This window comes from Gammaproteobacteria bacterium, assembly GCA_013214945.1.
GTDB lineage: Bacteria > Pseudomonadota > Gammaproteobacteria > Enterobacterales > Psychrobiaceae > Psychrobium.
This window is the reverse complement of record JABSRT010000009.1, coordinates 111,467-138,019: the sequence shown is the minus strand read 5'-3', so window position 1 is coordinate 138,019 and position 26,553 is coordinate 111,467. Positions and strand designations below refer to the sequence as shown.

21 protein-coding genes and 1 pseudogene are annotated in these 26,553 nt (G+C 43.2%); 11 read left to right on the top strand and 11 right to left on the bottom strand.

All coding sequences use genetic code 11. The features are described 5' to 3' along the window. Positions 1–5: 5 nt before the first annotated feature. Positions 6–1,586, bottom strand: a complete 1,581-nt coding sequence (locus tag HRU23_08920) for an acyl-CoA ligase (AMP-forming), exosortase A system-associated (GenBank protein ID NRA54249.1) — start codon at positions 1,584–1,586, stop codon at positions 6–8. 112 nt (positions 1,587–1,698) lie between these two features. On the opposite strand from HRU23_08920, the gene HRU23_08915 reads away from it, so the two are divergent. Further along, positions 1,699–2,454 carry a trypsin-like peptidase domain-containing protein gene (locus tag HRU23_08915; GenBank protein NRA54248.1) on the top strand — a complete coding sequence of 252 codons (756 nt, stop codon included), beginning with the start codon at positions 1,699–1,701 and terminating at the stop codon, positions 2,452–2,454. Here the strand turns inward: HRU23_08915 and ung are convergent. The 3 genes from ung to tal all read right to left on the bottom strand — a co-directional run bounded on the left by ung (position 2,435) and on the right by tal (position 4,513). Next, the gene (gene ung / locus HRU23_08910) at positions 2,435–3,136 is read right to left on the bottom strand and encodes a uracil-DNA glycosylase (GenBank protein NRA54247.1); all 702 of its coding nucleotides are present in this window, start codon (positions 3,134–3,136) and stop codon (positions 2,435–2,437) included. The two genes, HRU23_08915 and ung, sit on opposite strands and share 20 nt — an antisense overlap. Before the next feature lie 116 nt (positions 3,137–3,252). Then, entirely contained in the window at positions 3,253–3,438 is a 186-nt protein-coding gene (locus tag HRU23_08905; protein NRA54246.1) for a DUF3545 family protein, read from the bottom strand. 112 nt (positions 3,439–3,550) lie between these two features. Beyond that, complete coding sequence (gene tal, locus HRU23_08900) at positions 3,551–4,513, bottom strand: transaldolase (GenBank protein ID NRA54245.1); 963 nt, start codon at positions 4,511–4,513, stop codon at positions 3,551–3,553. Between the two features lie 382 nt (positions 4,514–4,895). On the opposite strand from tal, the gene yaaA reads away from it, so the two are divergent. After that, on the top strand, positions 4,896–5,666 hold the full coding sequence (gene yaaA / locus HRU23_08895; protein ID NRA54244.1) for a peroxide stress protein YaaA: 771 nt from the start codon (positions 4,896–4,898) through the stop codon (positions 5,664–5,666). Between the two features lie 226 nt (positions 5,667–5,892). On the opposite strand, the gene msrQ is transcribed toward yaaA, so the two are convergent. The 3 genes from msrQ to rpsT form a co-directional block, all read right to left on the bottom strand. Beyond that, positions 5,893–6,546, bottom strand: coding sequence for a protein-methionine-sulfoxide reductase heme-binding subunit MsrQ (gene msrQ / locus HRU23_08890; protein NRA54243.1), 654 nt, complete (start codon positions 6,544–6,546; stop codon positions 5,893–5,895). 97 nt (positions 6,547–6,643) lie between these two features. Next, complete coding sequence (gene msrP / locus HRU23_08885) at positions 6,644–7,675, bottom strand: protein-methionine-sulfoxide reductase catalytic subunit MsrP (protein ID NRA54242.1); 1,032 nt, start codon at positions 7,673–7,675, stop codon at positions 6,644–6,646. Positions 7,676–8,059: 384 nt separating this feature from the next. Next, positions 8,060–8,320 carry a 30S ribosomal protein S20 gene (gene rpsT / locus HRU23_08880; protein ID NRA54241.1) on the bottom strand — a complete coding sequence of 87 codons (261 nt, stop codon included), beginning with the start codon at positions 8,318–8,320 and terminating at the stop codon, positions 8,060–8,062. Between the two features lie 192 nt (positions 8,321–8,512). Between rpsT and murJ the strand changes: the two genes are divergently transcribed. The 8 genes from murJ (at position 8,513) to HRU23_08840 (ending at position 19,097) form a co-directional block, all read left to right on the top strand. Next, on the top strand, positions 8,513–10,222 hold the full coding sequence (gene murJ, locus HRU23_08875; GenBank protein ID NRA54240.1) for a murein biosynthesis integral membrane protein MurJ: 1,710 nt from the start codon (positions 8,513–8,515) through the stop codon (positions 10,220–10,222). Positions 10,223–10,293: 71 nt separating this feature from the next. Then, entirely contained in the window at positions 10,294–11,220 is a 927-nt protein-coding gene (gene ribF, locus HRU23_08870; protein NRA54239.1) for a bifunctional riboflavin kinase/FAD synthetase, read from the top strand. A 75-nt stretch (positions 11,221–11,295) separates the two neighbouring features. After that, positions 11,296–14,151 (top strand): isoleucine--tRNA ligase, encoded by a 2,856-nt coding sequence (gene ileS / locus HRU23_08865; protein NRA54238.1) that lies wholly within the window; start codon positions 11,296–11,298, stop codon positions 14,149–14,151. Next, a complete protein-coding gene (lspA, locus tag HRU23_08860) occupies positions 14,144–14,683 on the top strand; it encodes a signal peptidase II (GenBank protein ID NRA54237.1) in 540 nt (179 codons plus the stop codon). The genes ileS and lspA overlap by 8 nt, the downstream gene beginning before the upstream one ends. 89 nt (positions 14,684–14,772) lie before the next feature. Then, complete coding sequence (fkpB, locus tag HRU23_08855; GenBank protein ID NRA54236.1) at positions 14,773–15,156, top strand: FKBP-type peptidyl-prolyl cis-trans isomerase; 384 nt, start codon at positions 14,773–14,775, stop codon at positions 15,154–15,156. A gap of 10 nt (positions 15,157–15,166) precedes the next feature. Next, positions 15,167–16,102 (top strand): 4-hydroxy-3-methylbut-2-enyl diphosphate reductase, encoded by a 936-nt coding sequence (gene ispH, locus HRU23_08850; protein NRA54235.1) that lies wholly within the window; start codon positions 15,167–15,169, stop codon positions 16,100–16,102. Between the two features lie 598 nt (positions 16,103–16,700). Then, entirely contained in the window at positions 16,701–17,819 is a 1,119-nt protein-coding gene (proB, locus tag HRU23_08845; GenBank protein ID NRA54234.1) for a glutamate 5-kinase, read from the top strand. A gap of 21 nt (positions 17,820–17,840) precedes the next feature. After that, on the top strand, positions 17,841–19,097 hold the full coding sequence (locus tag HRU23_08840) for a glutamate-5-semialdehyde dehydrogenase (GenBank protein NRA54233.1): 1,257 nt from the start codon (positions 17,841–17,843) through the stop codon (positions 19,095–19,097). A 322-nt stretch (positions 19,098–19,419) separates the two neighbouring features. Here HRU23_08840 and HRU23_08835 read toward each other — a convergent pair. Further along, positions 19,420–21,570: pseudogene (locus HRU23_08835) on the bottom strand (YgiQ family radical SAM protein). Positions 21,571–21,969: 399 nt separating this feature from the next. On the opposite strand from HRU23_08835, the gene HRU23_08830 reads away from it, so the two are divergent. After that, positions 21,970–23,076, top strand: coding sequence for a hypothetical protein (locus HRU23_08830; protein ID NRA54232.1), 1,107 nt, complete (start codon positions 21,970–21,972; stop codon positions 23,074–23,076). An 88-nt stretch (positions 23,077–23,164) separates the two neighbouring features. On the opposite strand, the gene HRU23_08825 is transcribed toward HRU23_08830, so the two are convergent. From HRU23_08825 to HRU23_08815, 3 genes are all read right to left on the bottom strand, one after another. Continuing rightward, entirely contained in the window at positions 23,165–24,013 is an 849-nt protein-coding gene (locus HRU23_08825; protein NRA54231.1) for an ABC transporter permease, read from the bottom strand. A 69-nt stretch (positions 24,014–24,082) separates the two neighbouring features. Next, positions 24,083–25,378, bottom strand: coding sequence for an ABC transporter permease (locus HRU23_08820; GenBank protein NRA54230.1), 1,296 nt, complete (start codon positions 25,376–25,378; stop codon positions 24,083–24,085). A 105-nt stretch (positions 25,379–25,483) separates the two neighbouring features. Beyond that, a complete protein-coding gene (locus HRU23_08815; protein NRA54229.1) occupies positions 25,484–26,539 on the bottom strand; it encodes an ABC transporter substrate-binding protein in 1,056 nt (351 codons plus the stop codon). Between the last annotated feature and the right edge of the window lie 14 nt (positions 26,540–26,553).

Sequence of the window (26,553 nt, the reverse complement as noted above, 5' to 3'; positions counted from 1 at the left end):
TATTTTCATTCCTTGAATAAATCTTGTAACTCGGCCGTTAATACGGTTTTATCAATTTTTCCATTAGCATTGTGCGGCATCTCAGCGCGACTAATATAATGCAATGGTTGCATGTAATTGGCTAACTCTTTTTTACAATGGCGAGTGATATCAGCGGTGAGCGATTGGTTGTCCCCTTTAGCTTGATAAATAACAACGACCGCTTGGCCTAGTTCAGGGTGAGGAATACCAACTACCGCGGCGACGACGACATCGGCTATTTGATACACAACTTCTTCTATTTCAGCAGGACTGATTCGATAACCCGACGATTTGATCATTTCGTCTTTGCGACCAATGAAGTATAAAAAACCTTGGGCATCACGGCGAACCCAATCGCCTGAGTAAACCGCAATATCGTTCAAACATAGTTCGGATAATGACTGACTAAAAGGCTTAAAGCGTTGCGCTGTTTTTTCGGGGGCATTCCAGTAGCCTAAGCTGACGAGCGGTCCACGGTGAACTAACTCTCCTGGTTCGTCATCGTCGGCAATACGGCCATCGTTCGTAACAACCAATAGTTCGGCATTGGGTACCGCTTTGCCCATCGACGTCGGGTGACTATCGACAAATTCAGGTGGCAGGTAGCTAGAACGGAATGCTTCGGTTAAGCCGTACATTAAATAAGGGGTAGCCTGTTCGAATATCTGGCGAATTTTAATCAATACTGCTTCTGGCATCGCGCCACCCGTATTGGTGAAATATCGTAACGAATCTCTGGCCTCAGCTGGCCAGTTTAACTTAACTAATTGTGCCCATAATGGCGGTACGGCAGCAAGGCCGGTAATTTTATGTTTGGCAACGGCTTTAATGACATCTCCAGGCAATAAATAGTCCATCAAGACACATTGCGCGCCAACATTAAATGCGGTTGTTAACTGGCTTAAACCATAATCAAAACTTAAAGGTAGCAAGGCTAATATTTTATCTTCAGCGCTATTATTAAGATAACTAGCAACACTTTGCGCGCCACAAATCAGGTTCCGATGTGACAATACCACCCCTTTTGCTGCACCAGTACTGCCAGAGGTGTACAGGATCGCGGCCATGTCACCATCGGTAGCATTGGCAAGGGGCGGTAACTCGGTGACCGGTTCTTGGTTAGGCCAAGCCTGAATGTTGAGATTAATCGTGTGAAACTGCGCTGGTTTAGGATCAATGATGATCAATTGGACTAAGTCTGGGCATTGTGGAAATATCTCCAGTAATTGCTTAGCGCGGGCGCTGTTAGTGACTAACACTTTGACATTGCAGTCGGTTAATATGTGTTTCACTTGTTGGGGCTTTAAGACTGGGTTAATCGGTACAAATACTGCATTAATCATGCTGGTGGCGAACAGCGCCGTTACCGCTTGTGGGCATTTGGGTAAAAAGGTTGCCACTCGGTCATAACGCTTAACATTGAGCGTCAGATATTTAGCGGCAACTCGGCTTATCTCATCGGCAAGTTGCTGATAGGTTAGCTGTTGTTGCTGAAAAGTTAGCGCGATATTATTGGGTTTTGTTTTGGCTGTTTCGGTGACCAAGTGATGGAAAAAAATACTCATCCTGAGGATCTCTTCTATAATTACTGTAGTTAAAGAATAGTCACATTTTGTGATTTTTTCATTATTTATTGCGGAGATAACAATGGCAGCAATTGAAAAACGATGGTTAAGGATGAGCAGGGTATTTTTTATTGTTGTAATGTTATGGCCAGCGAGTGCTTTTGCCAGTGGTGAGCTGGCGAAAACTATCGCAAAAATCAAACCTGCTATCGTCGGTATCGGTACTTTTCATCCCACTGGCTCGCCAAGGTTAACGCTTAGAGGCACCGGCTTTGCTATTTTGGATGGCCGTCATATTGTAACCAATAAACATGTAATCCCGAGCTCGCTTGATGAGGGCGGACGAGAACGTTTAGTGGTGTTGATTGGTACGGGCAACAAACCGCAGTTCCGTGATGCTAAGGTTATCGCGTCTTCGTCATTGCATGATCTGGCGGTGCTGAAAATTTCCGGTAAAGCGTTACCTACTTTTAAGTTAGGGGCAAGTAACCTAATAGGTGAAGGGAGTGATATTGCATTCACCGGTTTTCCCATTGGTGGCGTATTAGGATTATACCCAGCAACTCATACTGGAATTGTTGCTAGTATCACGCCTATTGCGATCCCCGCCGCCTCAGCCAAACAACTCAATTTGGCGAGCCTTAAGCGTTTACGTAACCCTTATTTTGTTTACCAACTTGATGCGACTGCGTATCCGGGCAATAGTGGCAGTCCAATGTATGATCCCCGCACTGGGCGGGTCCACGGCATAGTAAACAAAGTGTTTGTAAAACAATCTAAAGAGAATGTTTTATCTAAACCCAGCGCAATCACCTATGCCATCCCCGTTAAATATTTAAATAAATTACTTAATCAACTGCCCAAGTAATCGGCTTTTTTTGATGCGCGATTAAATAATCATTGGCATCAGAAAAACAATTCGAGCCCAAAAATGCCGGTGCAGTTTTCATTACTTTATAAGCACCAAGTGGGCTCGGGTGTGATGTTTTTATAACTTGATGACGCTCAAGATCTATATTTTTACAACACTTATGGGCAAAAGCGCCCCAGGCGAGAAATACCGTGTGGTGGCACTGTTGGTTGATATAATCTAAGGCGGCCAAGGTAAACTGCTGCCAACCGCGTTTTAGGTGGCTGCCAGCATTGCCTGCTTCGACAGTTAATGAAGCGTTGAGTAAAAATATCCCCTCTTGGTCGGCCCAGCGACTTAAGTCACCATGATTAGCGGCAGGTAAACCAATGTCGGTGGTCAATTCTTTATAGATATTTCTTAAACTTGGCGGAATTTTTTCACCATGAGGCACGCTAAAAGATAAGCCCATTGCTTGACCAGCGTTGAAATAAGGATCTTGGCCAATAATGGTCAGTTTAATTTGCGCTATCGGCAGCTCGAAAGCTCTAAACCACAGTGCTTGTGGTGGATAAATGACAACACCCGCGGCTTGTTGCTGCGCCAAGTACTCAAACAGTTGCTTGAGTTGAGGCTGGGCTAGTTGTTGTTCAAAAAATGGCTGCCAGCTAGGATCTATGGTTGATATCAATGACTGCATTGGATCTTGCCTAATCAAAAGCGTTATTGTACTTTTTTTAGCGGGGATAAAATAGATAAAGCGCCGTAAGGCGCTTTATATTGGGGCTGATTGTGTTGACAGTTGATAGCTAGGGATTAAAAATCCAAATCTAGCTCGTCTACACAGTATTCATGCCCGTTGTCGAGATCAGAGAGCTCTTTAGCAAGTCGTTGGCGGTCTTGAATCAATTCAATTTCTCGCCATTTTTTCTTCTTGCTTCCTTTAGGGCGTCCTCGTTTTGCTGGTTGATCGTAGTTTGCTGAAAATTCTAACCTATCCATGGTTTACTCCTTTAGCTGCATCCTAAGTTATAGATAACACAACAAAAGTCGTTCAATCAACAATAAGTTCATTATTTAGCCTAAAATAATACTAAAGTACTATTTTAGGTGCTTACCACATTTCCAGTAACATTTGCTCAAGCTTGTCTTGATCGATTGCAAAGTTTCTGATGCCTTCAGCCAATTTGGTAACTGCCATTGGGTCTTCGTTAAACTGCCAGCGGAACTGAGATTCGCTCAATTGGTCTGGACGCGTTAACGCGGTCTGTTGCGAGCTATTTTCAGGCATTAGCTTTCTGGTTACTTCGCCAGACATATTAGACAGCTCTTCGAGTAACGCTGGGCTGATGGTTAACTTATCACAACCCGCCAACTCAATAATCTCGCCAGTATTTCTAAAGCTAGCACCCATCACAACGGTATTGTAATCATGCTGTTTGTAATATTGATAAATCTCGGTGACCGAAACTACCCCAGGATCTTCACTGGCGCTGTACTGCGTTTTCCCTGAATTAGCTTTATGCCAATCAAGGATCCGGCCAACAAATGGCGAAATTAAAAATACGCCAGCTTCAGCACAAGCTTTCGCTTGAGCAAAACTAAAGAGCAAGGTGAGGTTACAGTTTATGCCTTGTTGCTCTAATTCTCGAGCGGCACAGATACCTTCCCAGGTTGACGCCAGTTTAATTAAAATTCGGCTTTTATCGACACCAGCTTCTTGATACATCGCTACTAACTGATGGGCTTTAGCCACTGAAGCCGTTTTATCGAACGATAATCTGGCATCAACTTCGGTTGAAATGCGGCCAGGAATAATGGTTAATATTTCTTGGCCAATCGCCACGGCGAGATGATCACAGGCGTAAGATAATTGTTGCTGTTGATCACCCGTTTGCGTTTTTGCATGCGCAATTGCATTTTTAACTAATTCGCTATATTGCGGTAATTGAGCGGCTTTCAAAATAAGCGACGGATTGGTGGTCGCATCTTGTGGGTGGTACAGTTTGATCGCTTCAATATCACCTGTATCGGCAACGACAGAAGTCATTGCTTTAAGTTGTTCGAGTTTGTTCATTTGATGCCCCTAATCCTAATAACCACTAAATACTTATGATAAAAGAAGTTACTGTGAAATTTATCTGAATTGTAATTTATTTTATGCCATTGAAACAGGCTGCTAATTGCCGATTCATCGATCTATTAATCAATTTAGTTAATATTAGATATAGCATGTAAAATGAGATAACCCCAGTGGTTATCGGTCAATTTGTCTCTATTATTGTCTATTTTGGAGCTTTTATCGTTAAAGCGTTATTTTTATCACATTATTATGGCTTATCTAGCTGTGCTTGCGCTATGTGTAGAGTTTAATCAGGGGGAAGACGATTTAACTAGTTGCCGACATTGTTGCAATCAGTACAATAGAGCTATTGTGATTTAACTTTATAGGTATTGATATGTTGGCTGTTATTTCTCCTGCCAAAAAGCTAGATTTTGAAAGTCCGGCCCACGATATTGACGCGGGCCAATGTCAGCTGTTGGCACAGTCCGAGCTTTTGATCAAAGATTGCCAGGCGTTGAGCCCGGCTGATATTGCCTCGCTGATGAAGCTAAGTGACAAATTAGCGGGCTTAAATGCCGCGCGGTTTGGTCAATGGCAAACCCCGTTTACCAAAGATAATGCTAAGCAGGCGATTTTTGCATTTCAAGGCGATGTATATGTGGGTCTTGGCGCGCAAGAGTTGTCAGATGATGACTTACATTTTGCCCAGCAACATTTGCGGATTTTGTCTGGTCTATATGGCGTATTAAGACCACTTGATTTAATGCAGGCCTATCGATTAGAAATGGGCACAAAACTGGCTAATAGTCGCGGCACTAATCTGTATCAGTTTTGGGGCAGTTTGGTCACAGACAACATTAATCAAAGCTTGGCCGCTAGTGACAGTCAATTTTTAATTAATTTGGCATCGACCGAATATTTCAAGGTGATTAAAACCAAAGACATTAAAGCTAAAATTATCACGCCGGTTTTTAAAGACTATAAAAATGGTCAATATAAAATTATCAGCTTTTATGCCAAAAAGGCCCGCGGCATGATGGTTCGATACATGATTGATAAGCGAGTTAGTACCCCAGAGCAATTACAACAATTTGATTACGACGGCTATCAATTTGATCCGTTATCATCAAGCGATAAAGAGTTGGTCTTTACCCGTAAACAGTAATAATACCAATTCCGATAATTAACTGATCATTCTTAACGGTTAAAACAAATGATAACCGCGTTATTTATTTTCTATGTAGAATGACTACAGACGTAAATGAATGCCTTGTTCTCATCCGTTTTTCCTTGTTGATAAATTGGCCACTAATTTAACGGAATTGGTATAAAAAAGGCCCTTAATTAAGGGCCTTTTTTGTTATTAATGGCTAGAGTTTAAGGCTGATTTCTTATGTTTTTTTAACAAATGGTTGGCGAGCGTTGCTTGGTTTTATTGCCAGCGAGAGGCCATTAATTATTTTGGTTAAACTAGACTTACGTAGCGACAACAAGCCAATCATTAGGGTAATATAGATAGTCGGTTCGATAATTTCTGACTTTACTGACCAGTAAAAATGAATTGGGACCAGTAAGGCGACTAAATAAATTAAATTATGCAGCTGTTGCCAGCGCTGTGCCATCTTTCGCCTAATAACGTTCAACGAAGTAATAGCCAGCAAGCTTAAAATGATAAAACTAACGGCGCCTACGATGATATACGGTCGCTTAATTACCTCTTCAATAAACAGACCCCATTCAAATAATAAATCTAAGCTGATAAATGCCATTAGGTGCAAACTCGCGTAAGCAAACACATATAAACCAATCAGCCGCCGCGTTTGCATTAGCAGTCCTTGTTTAAAATTCTTCGCTATTGGCGATATCAACAATACTGCCGCCAAGCTATTAAGGGCGCCCATGCCGGTATAATGAATAATATATTCAACGGGATCGCCACCGGCTTGTTCACTTAACACCAACATGATTAAGATAATAATTGGGCTAAGCGCTAAGGTATGAAACAGCAACTTTAACCACACTAGATGTTTTGTCATTAATCGCATTGGGTTATCCTGATTAAAAGTACTTATCTAAAAGAACTTATTTAAAAGTGCTTAATTAAAAGTCTCTAGTTAAAAGCACTTAGTTAAAAGAACTTATTTAAAAGTGCCTAGTTAAATCTAAATCTTTATAAAGCGACGCTACTTGCTCGCCATAGCCGTTAAAAGGTTGGGTCGCGATCCGTTTCGCTGAAAATAATCCGCCTTCTCCAATACGTCGCTCGCTCGCTTGTGACCAACGGGGATGATCAACCGCAGGATTTACGTTGGCATAAAAACCATATTCACCAGGCGCTAATTGGTTCCAGCTAGTTTTTGGTTGGCTGCGGGTGAGGGTGATTCGAGTAATAGACTTGATACTCTTAAAGCCATATTTCCAGGGCACAACTAGCCGAATTGGTGCGCCATTTTGTGGTGGCAGGGTTTTTCCATACAGTCCGACCGCCATAAATGACAGCTCGTTCATTGCTTCGTCGATCGTGAGGCCTTCAACGTAAGGGTAATGGATGCCGCCGCCAACGCGTCGACTTTTTTGCCCTGGCATTTGCTCTGGATCATATAAGGTTTCAAAAGCGACATGAGTCGCGCTGCTTTTCACCCCGGCTTTTTTCAACAAGCTGGCCAGTGAAAAACCCGTCCATGGCACAACCATTGACCAAGCCTCAACACAGCGCAATCGATAAGTTCGTTCCTCTAAAGCAAATAACTTGGTTAAATCGTCGTAATCAAGGGTAATAGGTCGTTCAACCTCACCGTCGATCACTAGTTGCCATGGATTAACGATAAAACCTTGGGCGTTAGCCGCTGGATCATTTTTGGCGGTGCCAAATTCGTAAAAATTATTGTGGCTAATCACTTTTTTCAGTGGAGTTGCTGCGTCTGTCAGTGGGTAGCTGCTATTGGTGCTAAATGATAAGGGCGTTGTGACAAAAGTTTTGAGCTCTTTTTTATCTGAAAATAAATCGAAAACACCGGCTTGAGCCGAATGAGAAAAACCTGCACTTAACGCACCAAAACCTAACGCTTTAATCAGCGTGCGGCGTTGATTAAAAATGGCTTCGGGTGTTACTTGATGATCTTTGCTCTGCCATGGCGTTTGGGTGGTTAGTCCTTGATTATATTTTTTGGTCACAGGCGGCCTCGTTGCTTATGCTAATTAGTATCTAGGTAATAAGACAAGCTAACTCAACAAAAAATTTCATCCAACAGTAAATTGGTTAAATTAGGGAAAACGGGCGGGTGATGTGGTGATTATGAAAGAGAGTCGATGAGTGGGGGTTGTACGGTATGAACGTGAAAATAATTCGCCGATAATTGGTCAAGGGATCGGTGTATGTGGAGTAAGCTGTATTTTACATGGACGAAAAGTTGAGCGTATACGGATATATTCACCGCGAGTTTACGTAATATGTATCGAGATCTAAATTCTAATTCAGTTGCTTTGCTGATAGGCATAACGCAGACATAAAAAAACCGACCTCGCGGTCGGTTTTTTTATTTAAAGCCTAAGCTTCGATTAAAGTGCTTTGATTTGAGCGCTTAAACGAGTCTTATGACGTGCAGCCTTATTTTTATGGATCAAGCCTTTAGTGGCGTAACGATCTAAAATAGGTTGAACTTCAATGAATGCTTTAGTTGCAGCTTCTTTATCGCCAGCAGCGATTGCAACAAGTACTTTTTTCATGAATGTGCGCATCATTGAACGACGGCTAGCGTTATGCTGGCGGTTCTTTTCAGATGTAATTGCGCGCTTCTTAGCAGACTTAATATTAGCCAAGGTGAACTCCTAGAACTGTTCTATTGCGATACTATTTAAAGGTCGGGGAGTATGCCCGCTTTATGACCGAATATCAATCGCGTTGTTAAAAGAAAAACATAACTGTGTCAATATTTGTCAATTTATACCAAAAAAGACAAAATTAGCCACCACTAAAATGGAAAAAAGTAGCGAGCTCATAGATTGACCGTTATGATAGCGGCCGAATTCTATCAATATTTATTGTGCAGTCCTAGTACTAATTACGAATATCAGCAGATAAAGGTAAAATTGGCAGTCAGTTCACTTATTGACTGGTCGTTAGTTAACCTTGTTATACTAAATCAGGAAAAACCATTGAGTAAAAAATTATTACGTTCTGGCCTTATCGTCAGTGTTATGACACTGGTATCTAGGGTCTTAGGATTAGTGCGAGATGTCGTTCTTGCCGGATTACTTGGCGCAAGCGCCCATGCCGATGTTTATTACTTAGCGGTAAAAATCCCCAATTTTATGCGACGATTATTTGCTGAAGGAGCTTTTGCTCAAGCCTTTGTACCGGTATTAAGTGAATACCAGAATCAAAATGATAAGGATAAAATACGTGAGCTTATTGCTTATGCGTCGGGCACACTTGGCACTATTATTACAGTGGTGGCGATTGTCGGAGTAATTGGTTCACCTATATTGATCGCGCTATTTGGGGCTGGTTGGTTTATTGGCGGGATTAATGACGCAGAAGCGGCGCAAAAGTATGAGCTAGCCTCACTCATGCTCAAAATTACCTTTCCTTACTTATGGTTTATTACCTTGGTCGCGCTAAGTGGTTCCATTTTAAATGCGATGGGGCGATTTGCAGTGGCATCTTTTACCCCGGTTTTTCTCAATGTCGCTATTATTGCGACCGCGCTCTATATTGCGCCGCACTTTGAAGAAACGGCGATTGGACTGGCGTGGGGCTGGTTTTTAGGTGGTTTGTTGCAGTTGCTGTTTCAATTGCCTTTTTTATACCGCGCTAAGGTGTTAGTTAAACCCAAATGGGGCTGGAATGATCCGGGGGTCACAAAAATAAGAACATTAATGATCCCGGCTTTGTTTGGGGTGTCGGTCAGCCAAATTAACCTGTTGTTTGATACTATAATCGCGACCTTCTTAATTACCGGCTCAGTCAGTTGGTTGTTTTTTTCTGATCGTTTGTTGGAGTTCCCGCTTGGGATGTTTGGCATTGCGATAGCGACGGTGATTTTGCCGAGTTTGTCGCGTTTTCACAGCAGTGACTCAACGCGTGATTTTAGCCAAACCATGGATTGGGCGGTCCGAATGATCTTAATGATGGGTCTGCCGGCGGCGCTTGGCTTAATGGTGCTGGCGCAGCCATTGGTGACGGTTATCTTTATGCACGGTGAATTTAGCAGTAGCGATGCTCTAATGGCCAGTTATAGTCTCATTGCGTATGCCACTGGCTTGCTTAGCTTCATGATGATTAAGATTTTAGCGCCAGGGTTTTACGCCCGTCAAGATACTAAAACGCCAGTTAAAATAGGCATTAGAGCAATGATCGCCAACATGGTGTTTAACGCTGTCTTTGCATTTAGCTTAGGTTATCAATATGGTTATATTGGTTTAGCGTTTGCAACCTCATTATCTGCTACGTGCAACGCTTTTTGGTTGTACCGACAGCTTAAAGCCGATGGCGTTTATCAATTTAGTCAAAAAACGCTGATTTTTGCGTTTAAATCATTAATAGCAACTGCAGTGATGGTGACGTTGATATGGTATGTTAACCCGAGCGCAGAGCAATGGTTTGAATATGAGAAATCGAGCCAAATTTTAACCTTAGTAAAGCTAATCGGCATTGCCTTAGTCAGTTATTTTAGTACATTATTTGTGACGGGTTTTAGACTTCGCCATTTAAAGGCATAATAAACGGCTGATATGTGATGGACAATGATATATAATTCGCCAATTTTAGGGGTGAGGGTGCGAGCGAAAATATGGAATTAATACGTGGTATACATAATATCGCTAGACGCCATCGCGGCTGTGTATTAACCATAGGTAATTTCGACGGTGTTCATTTAGGGCATCAAGAAGTACTTAATGGCCTCAAATCACGTGCCAATTCGTTAGGTTTAGCGAGCACGGTGATGACGTTTGAGCCGCATCCGCAAGAGCTATTTTTGGGGCAGCAAGCACCAGCACGATTATCGCGTTTGCGAGAAAAACTGCGGCTACTTGAAAATTATGATATCGATCGCTTGTTATGTGTTCGTTTTAATCAGCAATTTGCCACCCTGTCGGCACCTGAGTTTATTGAGCAATTATTGGTTAATAAACTAGGGGTTAAATTTTTGGTGGTGGGTGATGATTTCAGGTTTGGCCATGACCGAACCGGCGACTACAATATGTTAGTTAAGGCGGGTCAGCAATATGATTTTGAAGTCGTTAGCACCCAAAGTTTAAAGCTGGCTAATGCGCGCATTAGCAGTACCCTTATTCGCCAAAAATTAGCCGCTGGCGAGATAGCTACGGCGCAGAAAATGTTAGGGCATCCTTACACCATCAGTGGCCGAGTGCGTCACGGTGATAAAAAGGGCCGAACCATCGGCTTTCCGACGGCTAATATCGCATTAGAGCGTAAAGTGTCACCATTACATGGTGTTTATGCCGTCGAAGTAGTGCTTGATGGGGTGAGTTATAGCGGTGTGGCCAATATTGGTCAGCGCCCGACTGTTAATGGCAGTCGAATGCAGCTTGAAATTCATTTGTTTGATTTTCAGCAAGATATTTATGGAAAAACCATTGATACCCAAGTGCTGCACAAAATTCGCGATGAATTTAAATTTGACTCTTTCGAGCAGTTAAAGCAACAAATCGCAAAAGATGCCGTTGAAGCTAAAGCGTTTTTTCTATCAAATTAGCTTCAATAAATAATATTTAGTGACCCAAATGCCTGTTATAGAATAGGCATGTGACCATAATGGTGTGATTTTTACATGAGTGATGACAAGAAAACCGAATTTAAGAAGTCAGAGTATAAGCAGACTTTAAACTTGCCAAAAACTTCATTTTCAATGAAGGCTAACTTGGCAAATCGTGAACCTATGATGCTTAAAGCATGGGATAAGGCCGATTTGTACGGCAAGATCCGTGCAGCAAGAAAAGGTCGTAAGACTTTTATTTTGCACGACGGCCCTCCCTACGCCAATGGCGACATTCATATTGGTCACTCAGTTAATAAAATTCTTAAAGACATTATTATTAAGTCAAAAACCATTGCTGGTTTCGATGCACCTTATATTCCAGGTTGGGATTGTCACGGCTTGCCAATCGAGCTACAAGTTGAGAAAAAGCACGGTAAACCGGGCCATAAAATCTCAGCGAGCGATTTTCGTGAAAAATGTCGTGCTTATGCCCAACGTCAAATTGACGGTCAGCGTAAAGACTTTATCCGCTTAGGCGTGTTTGGTGATTGGTTTAACCCTTATCAAACCATGAATTTTGACTTTGAAGCGAACATTGTTCGTTCTATGGGTAAAATCATTGCGAATGGCCACTTGCAACAAGGCGCTAAGCCGGTTCATTGGTGTTTAGATTGTGGTTCATCATTGGCTGAAGCCGAAGTTGAATACGAAGACAAACGTTCGCCAGCGGTTGACGTACGTTTTAATGCAGTTAATGAAGCCGAAATCCTAGAAAAAATGGCGATTGATCCTGCCCACGCTGGTAGCGGTACTATCTCTACGGTGATCTGGACCACTACGCCATGGACTCTGCCGGCTAACCGCGCGTTGTCAATGCATGAAAAAGTTGAGTATGTGTTAGTTCAGTGCGAAAAAGATGGCGTTAGTGAACGTCTGATTTTAGCGCATGACTTAATGACCAGCGCGATGGAACGTTACGGTGTTGAGAAATTTAATGTGCTTGGCCAGTGTGATGGCAGCGCGTTAGAATTAGTGCGTTTTAACCACCCATTTTATGACTTTGACGTGCCAGTTATTTTAGGTGAGCACGTAACTACCGACTCAGGTACTGGTGTTGTTCATACCGCTCCTGGTCACGGCCAAGAAGATTACGTGGTCGGCCAAAAGTACAACATCGAAGTAGCCAATCCAGTTGGTGCTAACGGTGTTTACCTTGAAGGTACTCCGTTATTTGAAGGTCAGCATATCTTTAAGGCGAACGACGTTATCGTTGAGTTGCTTAAAGAGCGTGGCACCTTAGTGCATCACCATGCATTAACGCATAGCTACCCACATTGCTGGCGCCACAAAACGCCAATTATTTTCCGCGCTACGCCACAGTGGTTCATTTCGATGGATCAAAACGGTTTACGCGACCAAGCAATGGCCGAAATTAAAAAAACTCAGTGGATCCCAGATTGGGGCCAGCAGCGCATTGAAAACATGGTTGTAGGTCGCCCTGACTGGTGTGTTTCACGCCAACGTACTTGGGGCGTGCCATTAACGGTCTTTATCAATAAAGACACCAATGAACTACACCCAGATACGGCTGAGTTACTAGAGCGTGTTGCGGTATTAATTGAAAAAGACGGTATTCAAGCATGGTTTGATCTTGAGCCAAGTGAGTTCTTGGCTGAAGGTGGCGATACCTACGTTAAAATTACCGACACCTTAGATGTCTGGTTTGACTCGGGTGTAACACACGCTTGTGTTGTTGATGCTCGTGAAGAATTAACGGGTCCTGCAGATTTATACCTTGAAGGTTCAGATCAGCATCGTGGTTGGTTCCAGTCGTCGCTAATGACATCTGTCGCGATGAATGGTACCGCGCCTTACCGCCAGGTATTAACCCACGGCTTTACCGTTGATGGCAATGGCAAGAAAATGTCTAAGTCAATCGGCAACGTAATGTCACCACAACAAGTGGTTAACCGTTTAGGTGCAGATATTCTACGTTTGTGGGTAGCGTCAGCTAACTACACCGCTGAAATGACCGTGTCTGATGAAATACTTGACCGTAGTGCTGATTCTTATCGTCGTATCCGTAATACCTCGCGTTTCTTGTTATCAAACCTTAACGGTTTTGATCCAGCAACCGATTTGGTCGCCAGTGAAGACATGGTGGCGTTAGATCGTTGGGTTGTTGGTCGTGCTCATCAGCTTCAACAAGAAATTATTGAAGCCTATGATAGCTACCAGTTCCATGTTGTGGTGCAAAAGCTAACGCATTTTTGTTCGATTGAGCTAGGCAGTTTCTACCTTGATATCATCAAAGATCGTCAATACACCGCTAAAGCCGATGGTTTACCACGTCGTAGCTGTCAAACAGCGATGTACCATATTGCGCAAGCATTAGTACGTTGGATAGCGCCAATCTTAAGCTTTACTGCTGACGAAATTTGGAAGTTGTTACCAAACAATGACCAAGAATTTGTCTTTACCAGTGAATGGTACGAAGGCCTGACAGCGCAAGACAGCACTGAACAATTAAATCCTGAATTTTGGGAACAAATTTTAGCGGTTCGTAATGCGGTAAATAAAACCATGGAACAAGCGCGTCGTGATGATGTCATTGGTGGCAGCTTACAGGCGAACGTGACAATTTTTGCTAACGATGAGCTGGCTAAGCAATTAGCGCTGATCGAATCAGAGCTACGCTTTGTATTTATTACTTCACAAGTAAATGTGGTCAATGGCGCAGCAGCAGACAACGCGATTGCCACTGAAATTGACGGTTTAAGTGTGTTGGTTGAGCCCTCTACCGGTGAAAAATGTGAGCGTTGTTGGCATCACCGCGATGAAGTGGGCAGCAATGAAGCTCACGTCACCTTGTGTGGCCGCTGTGTGACTAATATTGAAGGTGAAGGCGAAGTTCGTCACTATGCTTAATCAGCAAAATGATCAAACGGGGTCGGCGACCAAGCCGGCCTCTGCGGCGCAAAGTGGTTTAGTATGGCTGTGGTTAACCGTGATATTAATCATCTTGGATCAAGTATCTAAGGTGTGGGTTAGCAACAGCTTTAGCTTGTATGAATCAATTTCGATAATGCCAATGTTTAATTTTACCTACGTGCATAACGAAGGTGCGGCATTTAGCTTCTTAAGTGATGCCGGTGGCTGGCAACGGTGGTTTTTTACGGCGGTTGCGGTTGCGATAAGCAGTTTGTTAGTTTATTGGCTGCGTGGGTTGCATAAAGCTGAAAAGCTGTTGGCCGTTTCGTATGCGCTAGTACTTGCTGGTGCTGTCGGAAATTTGATCGACCGAGTTGCTTATGGCTATGTTATCGACTTTTTAGATGTTTATTATCAGCAGTATCACTGGCCAGCCTTTAATATTGCAGATGTCGCTATTTGTATCGGTGCCGGATTAATTATTGTCGAAGCATTTACCACTTCGTCATCATCAACACAGGAAAGCTAATTGTGACTAATGCAGTTAATATCGAAGAACCGGCTCAGAAAAATCAGCACGTGATTGGCGCAAGCAGTGAAATTATTTTTCATGTTACGATGAAATTATCAGACGGTTCAGCGGCAGACAGTACCAAGGTTAACAATAAACCGGCCAAACTTAACATGGGCGATGGTAGCCTATCGCCAGCTTTTGAAGCCAAATTGTTGGGTCTTAGTGCTAATGAGTCAACTGAGTTTTCCTTGCCAGCGGCCGATGCCTTTGGTGAAGTGAATCCTGACAACATTTATCACCTTGAACGTAGTCGTTTTGACGCCGAATCGCTAGAAGTCGGTGCTATCATTTCGTTTGAACAGCAAAATGGCACGGAGTTACCAGGTGTGGTCCGTGAAATTGTGGGTGATTCAGTAACGATTGATTTTAACCACCCGTTAGCGGGGCAGGTTGTGACCTTCGCCATTGACATACTTAACGTAAACTAGGCTAATTCTAATGACAGTAAAAATCGTCAGAGCTAATCCACGCGGTTTTTGTGCCGGAGTAGATCGCGCTATTACTATTGTTGAACGGGCGCTCGACTTATTTGAAAAACCAATTTATGTTCGTCATGAAGTGGTGCATAACAAATATGTTGTCGATGGCTTACGTGAGCGCGGCGCGATTTTTGTCGAAGAACTCGATCAGGTGCCAGACAATAGCACGGTTGTTTTTAGCGCCCACGGTGTTTCTCAAGCGGTACGTCAAGAAGCCAAGCGCCGTGATTTACGGGTGTTTGATGCGACTTGCCCCTTGGTCACCAAGGTTCACATGGAAGTAGCACGTTCGAGCAAGCGCAGTACCGAATGCATCTTAATTGGTCACAAAGGTCACCCTGAAGTGATCGGCACCATGGGGCAATATTCCAATGCCGCTGGCGCGATGTATTTAGTTGAAACGGTTGACGATGTTGCGACACTTGAAGTCGCTGATCCAACAGCGTTACATTACGTGACGCAAACAACCTTGTCGGTTGATGATACTAAAGCAATTATTGATGCGTTACGGGCGCGTTTTCCACAGATTGAAGGGCCACGCAAAGATGATATTTGTTACGCGACCCAAAATCGTCAAGACGCGGTTAAAGATATTTCAACCAAGGTTGAGTTGTTGTTGGTGGTTGGGTCTAAAAATAGCTCTAACTCCAATCGACTGCGTGAGTTGTCCGAAAAACAAGGCACACGCGCTTATCTGATTGATAACGATCGCGACATCGATCCAAGCTGGCTTGACAATGTTAACTCCGTTGGTGTGACGGCTGGTGCCTCTGCGCCGGAGATTTTGGTGCAACAAGTGATTGATAAACTGGTGGAACTCACTGGCGGTCAAATAATTGAAAATCCAGGCATTGAAGAAAATACGGTGTTTGCAGTGCCGATAGAGCTAAGATAATTGCGTTAAGATAAATTAAGTCTAAGTTCGCGCAGTAGTTCTTAGCTTGACCTAAAGCCCGATAACCATCTTGTTATGAGAATAGTTATTGGGCTTTTTGCTGTCTGGCGCTCACGAAATGTAATAATCGCTCAAACTTTGTTGCATTTTTGTAATATACTGGTTAGTATTCAAACGTTCGTTTAAGTCGGTCGTTTGAATGTTGCTGGCTACTTAAAATATTGCACAAAGAATATTGCACAAAGAATATTGAGCACTGCCTATTGAAGACAGTCTATAGAAGAAAGTGTATTAAAGAATGTGTATTGAACAATATACTTTGTGCAGCGTTTTAACTTCCAGCCACGTTGCATTTTTTGGTAACTCCTTATTAGGAGTTACCTTTTTTTTGCGCTTAATAAAGTGAAGACTTTTCACTATCTCTCATTTTTACCTCAGCTAGTATGCTCTGGCGACTGTTGACATGACCCGGTTAATACCTCTGATGATATCTGGCCGCTATTATCACCACTATTTAGTAGTTTAAGCTTGCTGTAACTAGTGGTTACACGGTATAAATACGGGTATAGATATAAAACGTATGTAAATCGTATTTAATATGAAAAAAAAACAAGCAATGTTTAAACGGATCGTAGTAAAACTTGGTACCAGTGTTTTAACTTCTGGTGGTAATAGTCTTGATCGCGCCCATATGGTTGAACTGGTTCGCCAAATGGCAACGTTACATCGACAGGGTTGTGAGGTGATTTTATGTACCTCAGGAGCGATTGCTGCCGGACGTGAGCGATTGGGCTTTCCACAGCTGTCTGACAAAATGTCGACAAAGCAAATGTTGGCGGCGGTTGGTCAAAGTCAATTAATTCAAACCTGGGAAAATCTGTTTAATATCTATGGCCTACATGTTGGCCAAATGCTGTTAACTCGGGCCGACCTCGACGATCGTGAGCGCTACCTTAATGCTCGAGATATGCTTGATACCCTGCTTAAACACAAGATAATACCAATCATCAATGAAAACGATGCCGTCGCGACCACCGAAATTAAAGTTGGCGATAATGATAACCTGTCAGCGTTAATGGTTGGTTTGGCCGATGCTGATTTATTGATGTTATTAACCGATCAAGTCGGCTTATATAATGCCAACCCACGGACTCATGTCGATGCGACTTTAATCACTAATGTTGATGTGATTGACGATAAATTACGGGCAATGGCGGGAGGCAGCGGCACAACCTTAGGTACTGGCGGCATGGCAACCAAGATTCAAGCGGCAGAAATTGCACGTCGCAGTGGTGCTGTGGTAGTGATTGCCGCAGGTCATCATCAAAATGTAATTTTAGAAGTAGCAGCTGGCGTTGCGATTGGTACCAAATTTAGTGCGACCGATAACCCCCTTGAAAGCCGTAAACGTTGGTTACTCGCTGGGCCAGGGCCTGTTGGGGAAATGACCTTAGATGATGGCGCGGTTAAGGCCGTGATTAAGCAAGGCAGCAGTTTACTGCCTAAGGGCATTAGCCAGATCAAAGGTTCGTTTGCGCGTGGCGATATGATCACGCTCTGTGATAATCAGGGCATGCAAATTGCGAAAGGGCTAACCCGTTATAGCAGTGATGATTTACATCAAATCAAAGGCTTGCATTCGGACGAAATTGAATCAACCTTAGGTTATGGTTATGGCAAGGTCGTGATCCACCGTAATAATTTAGTTGTGCTTTAAGTTTTTAACATAGGAATCAAGATGAACATCAATCTATTAGGTGAACAAGCTCTTACAGCAAGTTACCAATTATCTCAGGCATCAACCCGTCAGAAAAATGCATTGCTAACAGCATTATCCGCTGGGCTGATAGAACATCAAACAGCTATTTTAAGCGCGAATGAAATTGATATTAGTCAGGCCAGAGCAGCCGGAATAACTGAAGCGATCATTGACCGTTTATTGCTTAATCCTGAGCGACTTAAAGGCATGAGCGATGACGTATTACGTTTGTGTCAGCTGGACGATCCCGTAGGTGAAGAGACCGAGTCTAAATTATTAGAAAGTGGTTTACGTCTGTCTAAACGCCGAGTGCCGATTGGTGTCTTAGGGGTTATTTATGAAGCCCGTCCTAATGTTACTATTGATATCGCAGCTTTAGCGTTAAAAACGGGTAATGCCGCCATTTTGCGTGGTGGTAAAGAAACCATTAATAGTAATCTCGCTTTGCTAAAGGTGATTGAGCAAGCATTGACAAGTGTTGATTTGCCATCGCACTCGATTCAGTACATCGACAATCCAGATCGGGACTTAGTCACACAACTGCTAAAAATGGATCGCTATGTCGATATGATCATTCCGCGTGGTGGTGCTGGCCTGCACCGTTTATGTCTTGAGCAAAGTACCATTCCGGTGATCACTGGCGGCATAGGTATTTGTCATCTGTTTGTTGAAGCATCGGCAAATTTAGAGAAATCGGTTAAAGTGATTAACAACGCTAAAACGCAGCGTACCTCAGTGTGTAATGCGCTTGATGTCGTATTAGTTGAGCGTTCAGTCGCGCCACAATTATTATCTTTGTTAGCGCAAGAGTTAAAACAGTCGCAAGTATTATTTAAAGCCGATGCTGACGCCTACGCTATTTTAAGTGCGGCCGGCGCATCTGTAGAAGCGGCCGTTGTCGGTGACTTTGACCAAGAGTGGCTATCACTAACCTTGTCTGTCGCTATTGTTGACGACATTGCAGGGGCGATAAGTCACATTCGCCAGCACAGTTCACAGCACTCCGATGGTATTTTAACTGAATCAATCGCCCAAGCTAATCGCTTTGTTAATCAAGTTAATTCGGCAGCGGTTTATGTTAATGCTAGCACGCGTTTTACCGATGGTAGTCAGTTCGGTTTAGGCGCTGAGGTTGCGGTAAGTACGCAAAAGCTACATGCCCGTGGCCCTATGGGTCTTAAAGAGCTGACAACCTATAAGTGGATTGGCCAAGCCGATTATCTAGTGCGTTCTTAACGGTTATTCGGGCAACATCGTCGCTCTGGCATTCATGCCTGTACGACATCCTGAACAGAAAAAAGGGGGATAGTCACATGACTATCCCCCTTTTTTATTCGCTTAATTGTTAGCTCAAACGAGCGAACCATTAAACCCGGTCGACACGGGCGCCTAACGCTGGCAGTTTAGACTTGCTGCGCGCTTTGTTTTTCGGGCTAGCTTTAGTCGTCACTTTAGACTTAGGCTTAGCTGTTGGCTTAGGTCTTTGCTCAAGTTTAGGTGTGTTATTGCCCGCGGCCTGATCGCTGCTATATTTGGGCTTATTTCTGGCAAATACCGGTTTGTCTTTTCGAATATCTGGCTGTTTCGGGTGCTTAGTCGCAAAGCGTTTATTGCCATGACGACTCGATTCACGGACGCGCATCGTGGCGGCAACACGTTCTTCTTCAAATTCGCTTGGCACCAAACAGTGAGTTTTGGTCCCGATTAAGTATTTCATGCCCATGCGAGTCAGTGCTTGGCGGATCATCTGCCAGTTTGCTGGATCGTGGTAGCGTAAAAATGCTTTATGCAAGCGACGTTGACGTTCACCTTTGGCGACAAACAACTCTTCACCTTTTTTCTTGTACTTAACTCGCTTTAACGGGTTCGTTTCAGAATGGTACATCGCGGTAGCATTACACATTGGCGAAGGATAAAAGTTCTGAACTTGATCACATTCAAATTCGTTGCTCTTAAGCCACAAAGCAAGGTTTAACATGTCCTCATCGGTGCTGCCGGGGTGAGCCGAGATGAAGTACGGGATCATGTACTGTTTTTTACCTGCTTCTGCACTGAATTTATAGAACATGTCTTTAAATTCATCATAAGCACCCATGCCCGGCTTCATCATGAGATCGAGCGTACCTTTTTGGGTGTGCTCAGGCGCAATTTTTAAATAACCACCGACATGGTGGGTCACTAATTCTTTAACGTATTCAGGCGACTCAACCGCGAGATCATAGCGAACACCCGAGGCGATCAAAATTTTCTTGATGCCCGGAACCTTACGTGCTTCACGATATAAATCAATGGTGTGCTGGTGATCGGTATTTAACTTGCTACATATTTTTGGAAAAACACACGATGGATGACGACAATTAATTTCAGCTTTAGGATCAGAACAACCTAAGCGGTACATATTAGCGGTTGGGCCACCAAGATCTGAAATAGTACCAGTAAAGCCCGGTACTTTGTCGCGAATTTCGCCCAGTTCGCGCAAGATTGAAGCCTTCGAGCGATTTTGAATAATCCGGCCTTCATGTTCAGTAATCGAACAGAACGAACAGCCACCAAAACAACCACGCATGATATTTACCGAGGTTTTTATCATGTCATAAGCGGGAATCTTTGCCTTGCCATAACTTGGGTGCGGTACTCGGGCGTATGGCAAGCCAAACACAAAATCCATTTCATCGGTTGTTAATGGAATAGGCGGAGTATTAACCCACAACTCACGGTCGCCATGTTTTTGAATTAATGCGCGTGCTGAGTAGGGGTTAGTTTCAAGGTGCATAATACGCGCCGCATGGGCGTATAATACCTTGTCACTTTTTAATTTTTCAAATGACGGCAAACGAACCGCGGTGGTTTTCGTATCGCGTTTTGCCGGGCGAACCGTAACAACTTGCGCTTGGGCTGCCGCTTTTTCAGTGGCTTTTTCGCTGTCATTTTTACAACTATCATCGGTTTGATAAGGGTTGAGCATCTTGCGAACCATCGCCGGATTAGGTTTTTCAATCCGAGTGGAATCTATCTCGGTGAAACCTTCTGGCAATGTTTTACGCATCACGGCGGTGCCAGCAATGTCGGTAATTTCTTCGATTGGCTCGCCGTTAGCAACCCGAAAAGCAAATTCTATTAATGCCCGCTCAGCATTGCCAAACAGTAAAATGTCGGCTTTGGCATCGAGCAGCACTGAGCGACGAATTTTGTCTGACCAATAATCATAATGCGCTAAACGGCGTAAACTCGCTTCAATGCCGCCAATAATAATCGGGGTTTCTTTGTAGGCTTCGCGACAACGCTGAGAATAAATAAGTACTGCGCGATCTGGGCGCTTACCACCTTCATTGTTCGGGGTATAAGCATCGTCATGACGCAGCTTACGATCGGCCGTATAACGGTTGATCATCGAATCCATGTTGCCAGCGGTCACACCAAAAAATAAATTAGGCTGGCCCAATGCCATAAAGGCATCTTTACTGTCCCATGCTGGCTGCGCAATAATGCCAACGCGGTAACCTTGGGCTTCTAATACCCGACCGATAACCGCCATGCCAAAACTCGGGTGATCAACATAGGCATCACCAGAAACAATAATGATATCGCAGCTATCCCAACCCAAAGCATCCATTTCCTGACGTGTTGTAGGTAAAAAAGGTGCTGTGCCAAAACATTCGGCCCAGTACATTGGATAATCGTTGATAGGTTTGGCGGTAGTCTTAAGCATTATTTGTGGTGTCTTCATTATTGCGGGGGCCGAATTATAGCCAATCTGGCGCCACAAGGCTAGTTTAGTACGGGTTTGGCAGTGTAATTGTGAACTAGCTTGCACAGAGTAATGAGCTAAATAGTAATTGATAATTTAGCTATCAATTACTTGCTAGCTAAATACGATTTTATAATCACTGCCGTTGTGAAGGCGTAACGGTAACTGGCCTAGTTTATTCCCCTCTAGATCCAATTTTTTAGCGTTGTTAAAAATAAAAAAATGTCAGAAAAATTTACATTTTTAAATTTATTTTTTTTCAACCTTTGTAATTAATTGAAATTGATTAACTAATAATAATGGTTTAATTTATGCATTATTCCCTCTAGAACATATAAGAGATTATTTAAGGGGAAATTAATGAAACGTTCTAATTTTGCGCTCCTGATGTTAACGACTTCTGTCGGGTTAGCCCAAGCAGCGGTAATCGATCTTGATGGGGTTGGTTTTGTCCAATACGGTGATGCACAATCATATTCGATGCCGATAGCTGAAATTCAAACTGGCGATTCCGCTTATAATATTTCGTCAACGCCTGGTCAAATATCCGATTTTATTGTCGTCGCAACTGGCTCATCAGGGACGCCAGTTAATACCAACTTTATTGGCATGGATAATGCTTATAGCACGCCATCTGGTAATTCTGGTGGTAATTTCTTTAGCACTGGGACCGAGACCGACGCTGATGAAATTAGCAGTTTTAGTGGCGATAAGGCCGACACCTGGGATTCATCTTTAGCGGCATTGATGTCATTCCTTAACGGTGATGACATGGTCTTTATGTTTAATAATAATAACTTAAACGGTGCCAATGAACAAAGTTTAGCCGCATGGGCTCAAGTTACCATAACCGATGATACAGATAGCATTGTTGGTATTTATGATTTTACTAATAACAATAGTAAGTATGGTCTGGTATCGGAAGGAGGCGGCGGGACATTTTTAGGTGATGTTACAAGTTATACTTCAGACGGTTCAGGTCCTAATGGCAATACCAATGCCGATACCGATTATGTACTGTCGGGCGGACCTATTTGTCTAGATACCACCACCAATCCTTCACTACCGATCCCGGTTTCTTGCGATGGCAATGAAGATGAGGGGCCTATTAACCATAACCTTGGCGCCGATCATGTTGCTTATGCAGTGTTGTTTCCTGAACTCAATGATCAATTATTCGGGCTGTTTGGTTCACTGACCAATGCAGAGCTTGATGATTACACGCTAAATATTGATCTTAGATTGGGTTGTGATGTGAGTTTATTTGGTGGTGGCGCTGATGATGAAATTTGTAACGGTTTAATTGACGGTTTTGGTAAAAATATCAACAATGGCTTCGAGCAAATGTTTATTGTCACAACAGAGAGGGACATTCCGCCAACAGTCGAGGTATCTGAGCCAAAATCGCTGTGGATACTGATGTTTTTAAGCACAATCTTAATTTCATTTTTTCGCCGACAAAGTTAGATCTTCAACTTATTAATACCAAAAAGCCGAGCAAAGTGATTGCTCGGCTTTTTTTGAGTAGATTTTAGAAATAGGCATTATCATTCATTTAATAACTGCCGGTGCGAATGCGTTCGCCGCGAGCGCGTAAATATTCAAGGGTAAATAACATCATTGCCGACAACGTGACCAACAACACTGCCACAGCGAGAATAGTGGGGCTGATTTGTTCGCGCAAACCTGAAAACATTTCTCTGGGAATGGTTCGTTGCTCGGGACCCGCAAGAAATAAAATGACAACGACCTCGTCAAATGAAGTAACAAACGCAAATAACGCACCAGATATAACACCGGGGCGAATTAGCGGCATAATTATTTTGAAAAAGGTATAGGTTGGAGTCGCGCCAAGCCCCATTGAAGCCCGCATTAACGAGAAATCAAACCCGGCCAAAGCAGCATTAACGGTAATAATGACAAAGGGAGTACCCAGTGCTGCATGGGCAAAAATGACCCCTAAGTAGCTGCCAGACAGCCCTAGTTTGGTGTAAAAGAAATACATGCCAGCTGCGGTTATGATCAGCGGAACAATCATTGGTGATAGTAACATCGCCATGATCAAGCGTTGAAATGGCATTACTGGGTTTGACAGCCCTATGGCAGCAAGGGTGCCTAGAACTGTGGCGATTATTGTGGCGCAAAGGCCAATGAAAAAGCTATTTCTAATGGCTAATTGCCACTTATCATCGGTCATAAATTCGCTATACCATTTCAGCGAGTAAGCTTCGGGATCTAATGCCATCATGCCAGGGGTGAATGAAAAGTAAGGTTCGACATTAAAAGACAGTGGCACAATCACCAAAATAGGCACCATCAAAAAGGCCAATACCAACCACGCGGTTAGTCTGAGTCCATGCATGCCAATTTTTTGTGGCAAAGTATAATAGTTTGGAAATTTCATGGTTGCACTCCAGTGGCATTAAACCACATAGGATTAATCAAAATCATTAAAAATCAGCAGCTCACCTGCTTAACCAAGCTTGATGTTACTAACACCGACCAAGCGATCGTACATCCAATACAACAATAAAATAGCGCCGAGCAATAATGAACCTAACGCGGCCGCTAATTCCCAGTTATTCGATGACTGCATATGGAACGCGATGATGTTACTAATCATTTGACCATCGGTGCCACCAACCAAGGCTGGCGTGATGTAATAGCCGATTGAAACAATAAAGACTAACAAGGCACCAGCGCTGATCCCTGGCAAGGTCATAGGCAGATAAATACGAATAAAAGCGGGAATAGGTTTAGCACCTAATGACATCGCGGCGCGTAAATAGGTTGGGTCTATGCCTTTCATCACGCTGTATAGCGGTAAAATCATAAAAGGCAGTAAGATGTGCGTCATCGCGATAACCGTTGAAAATTGGGTGTACAGCATATCTAACGGCTCGGTAATTATATTAAGCGTTTGCAATACACTATTGACCACGCCATTGGTTTGCAGCAAGGCAATCCACGAAGTGGTGCGGACCAACAATGAGGTCCAAAAGGGCAGTAATACAAACACCATCAAAATATTGGCTGTTTTGGTCGGGGCTGTCGCTAAATAGTACGACAAAGGAAAACCAATCACTACGGTCAGCAAGGTAATCAATAACGCAATTTTTAGACTTTTCAGATAGAGTTTGACGTAGATTTGAGTATCTCGAGCAACCACTTCATCTTTGGCATTGTGCATCAAATCGAGCGCAGTCAGATAAAAACTGGTAGTGAAAACAGCGCCAGATTTTTTGATCACTCGCCATATTTCTACGTTGTGCCATTGCGGTTTTAAGCTAAATAATTTGGCTGCGCCAGTTTGCTGTAACTGCGCTTCATCTATTTTCTTTAGTTTACGTGCGGTTGATTTTATGACACTGGAGCTGCCGGGCAGTGAGCGATTGATCTCTTCTGCCAATTTGCCAGATCGGCGAGCGTGTGCCAGTTTTTTTAATTCAACAGCAAATATATTAATTATCCGATCGTCGGGTAAGTTATTTTTAGTTGCATCCCAATCTTCCAAGGCGGTTAATGTTGCTGGGACTAATTGGGCTACGGTTGGGTGATATACACTGCGGTAGAGCATGGTGCCAATCGGAGCGAGAAAAGACACGATAACAAAAATTATTAACGGGGCAGCAAATGCAAAAGCAACCAATTTTCGACGACGAATAATTTTACGGCTTTGAATTATTTCCGTCGCTGATAGCTCTGATAAAGAAGCTGAGTTAACATTACTTTCTGATGTCGACTCGGAATTTAAAACGGTTTGTTGCATAGGAACTGCCTTATCTCTGGTGATGCTATTGGTCAATTGATTCAGCCGATATGATCGGACTGAATCAATCATTTAAAAACCAAACTAGCTTATCCGCTACTCAGGTTATTTAAGTAGCCATTCATTGAACTTTTCACCGAGTGACTCGCCATAATCGGCCCAAAATTCACCGCTGGCTTGCAGACCTTCATCAAGGTGCGCAGAAGGTAATTTAGGAATAACTGCTTTGTCGACATAGGCATATGAAGAGTTACGAGTTGGGCCATAAGCCACTTCTTGCATGCCACTTTCAGGACGAGAGCTCGTTGCATAACGAATAAAATCTTCAGCTAATGCTTTCTTTTTACTGCCCTTTACAATAGCCCAAACGTCTAGATCATAAACATGCGCATCCCACACCATTTTAAACGGCTTTTTATCACTTTGAATTGCATCGAAAATCCGGCCGTTGGCCGACTGCACCATGACTGCACCACCGTCATTAAGTAGTTGCGGTGCTTGCGACCAGCTATCAAACCACACTATTTGATCTTTAATTGTGTCTAATTTAGCAAAGGCGCGCTGTTGACCTTTTTTAGTGGCAAGCAATTCATACACTTGCGCTTTAGGCACACCATCGGCTAATAAAGCCCATTCCATGTTTACCTGTGGACGTTTTCGCAGGGCGCGTTTGCCAGGGAAAGTCTTGGTATCGAACAAGTCATTAATCGAGTCAGGCGTACCACCTTTAATTGTTTTGTCGCTATAAGAGAACAGTACGGTCCAAATAATATTGCCGACCCCACATTCATTTGATAAAGCTTCCGGAATAAAATCTTTATTCGCTGCTACGCCGTCATCACCGGCCGGTAAGGTATCATGCGGGAAAATTTCTAATAGGCCTTCAGAACAAGCCCGTTCAAGATCAATAACTTCAATATCAACTACATCCCAAAGAATGTTACCACTTTCGACTTGCGCTTTAATTTCGGCAATACCACCTGAGTAGTTCTCAAATAAGATCTTATGGCCGGTTTTTTTCATGTAAGGATCTAGCATATGCTTTTGTTGAGCAGCGCCATAGGCACCACCGAACGATACTGCGGTAAACTGTTCCGCTATAGTAGGGCTTACTGCTGTGCAAAGCGCGAGTGCTGCGCCGAATCGCTTGAGTTTATTCATTGTTGTTCCTCTTG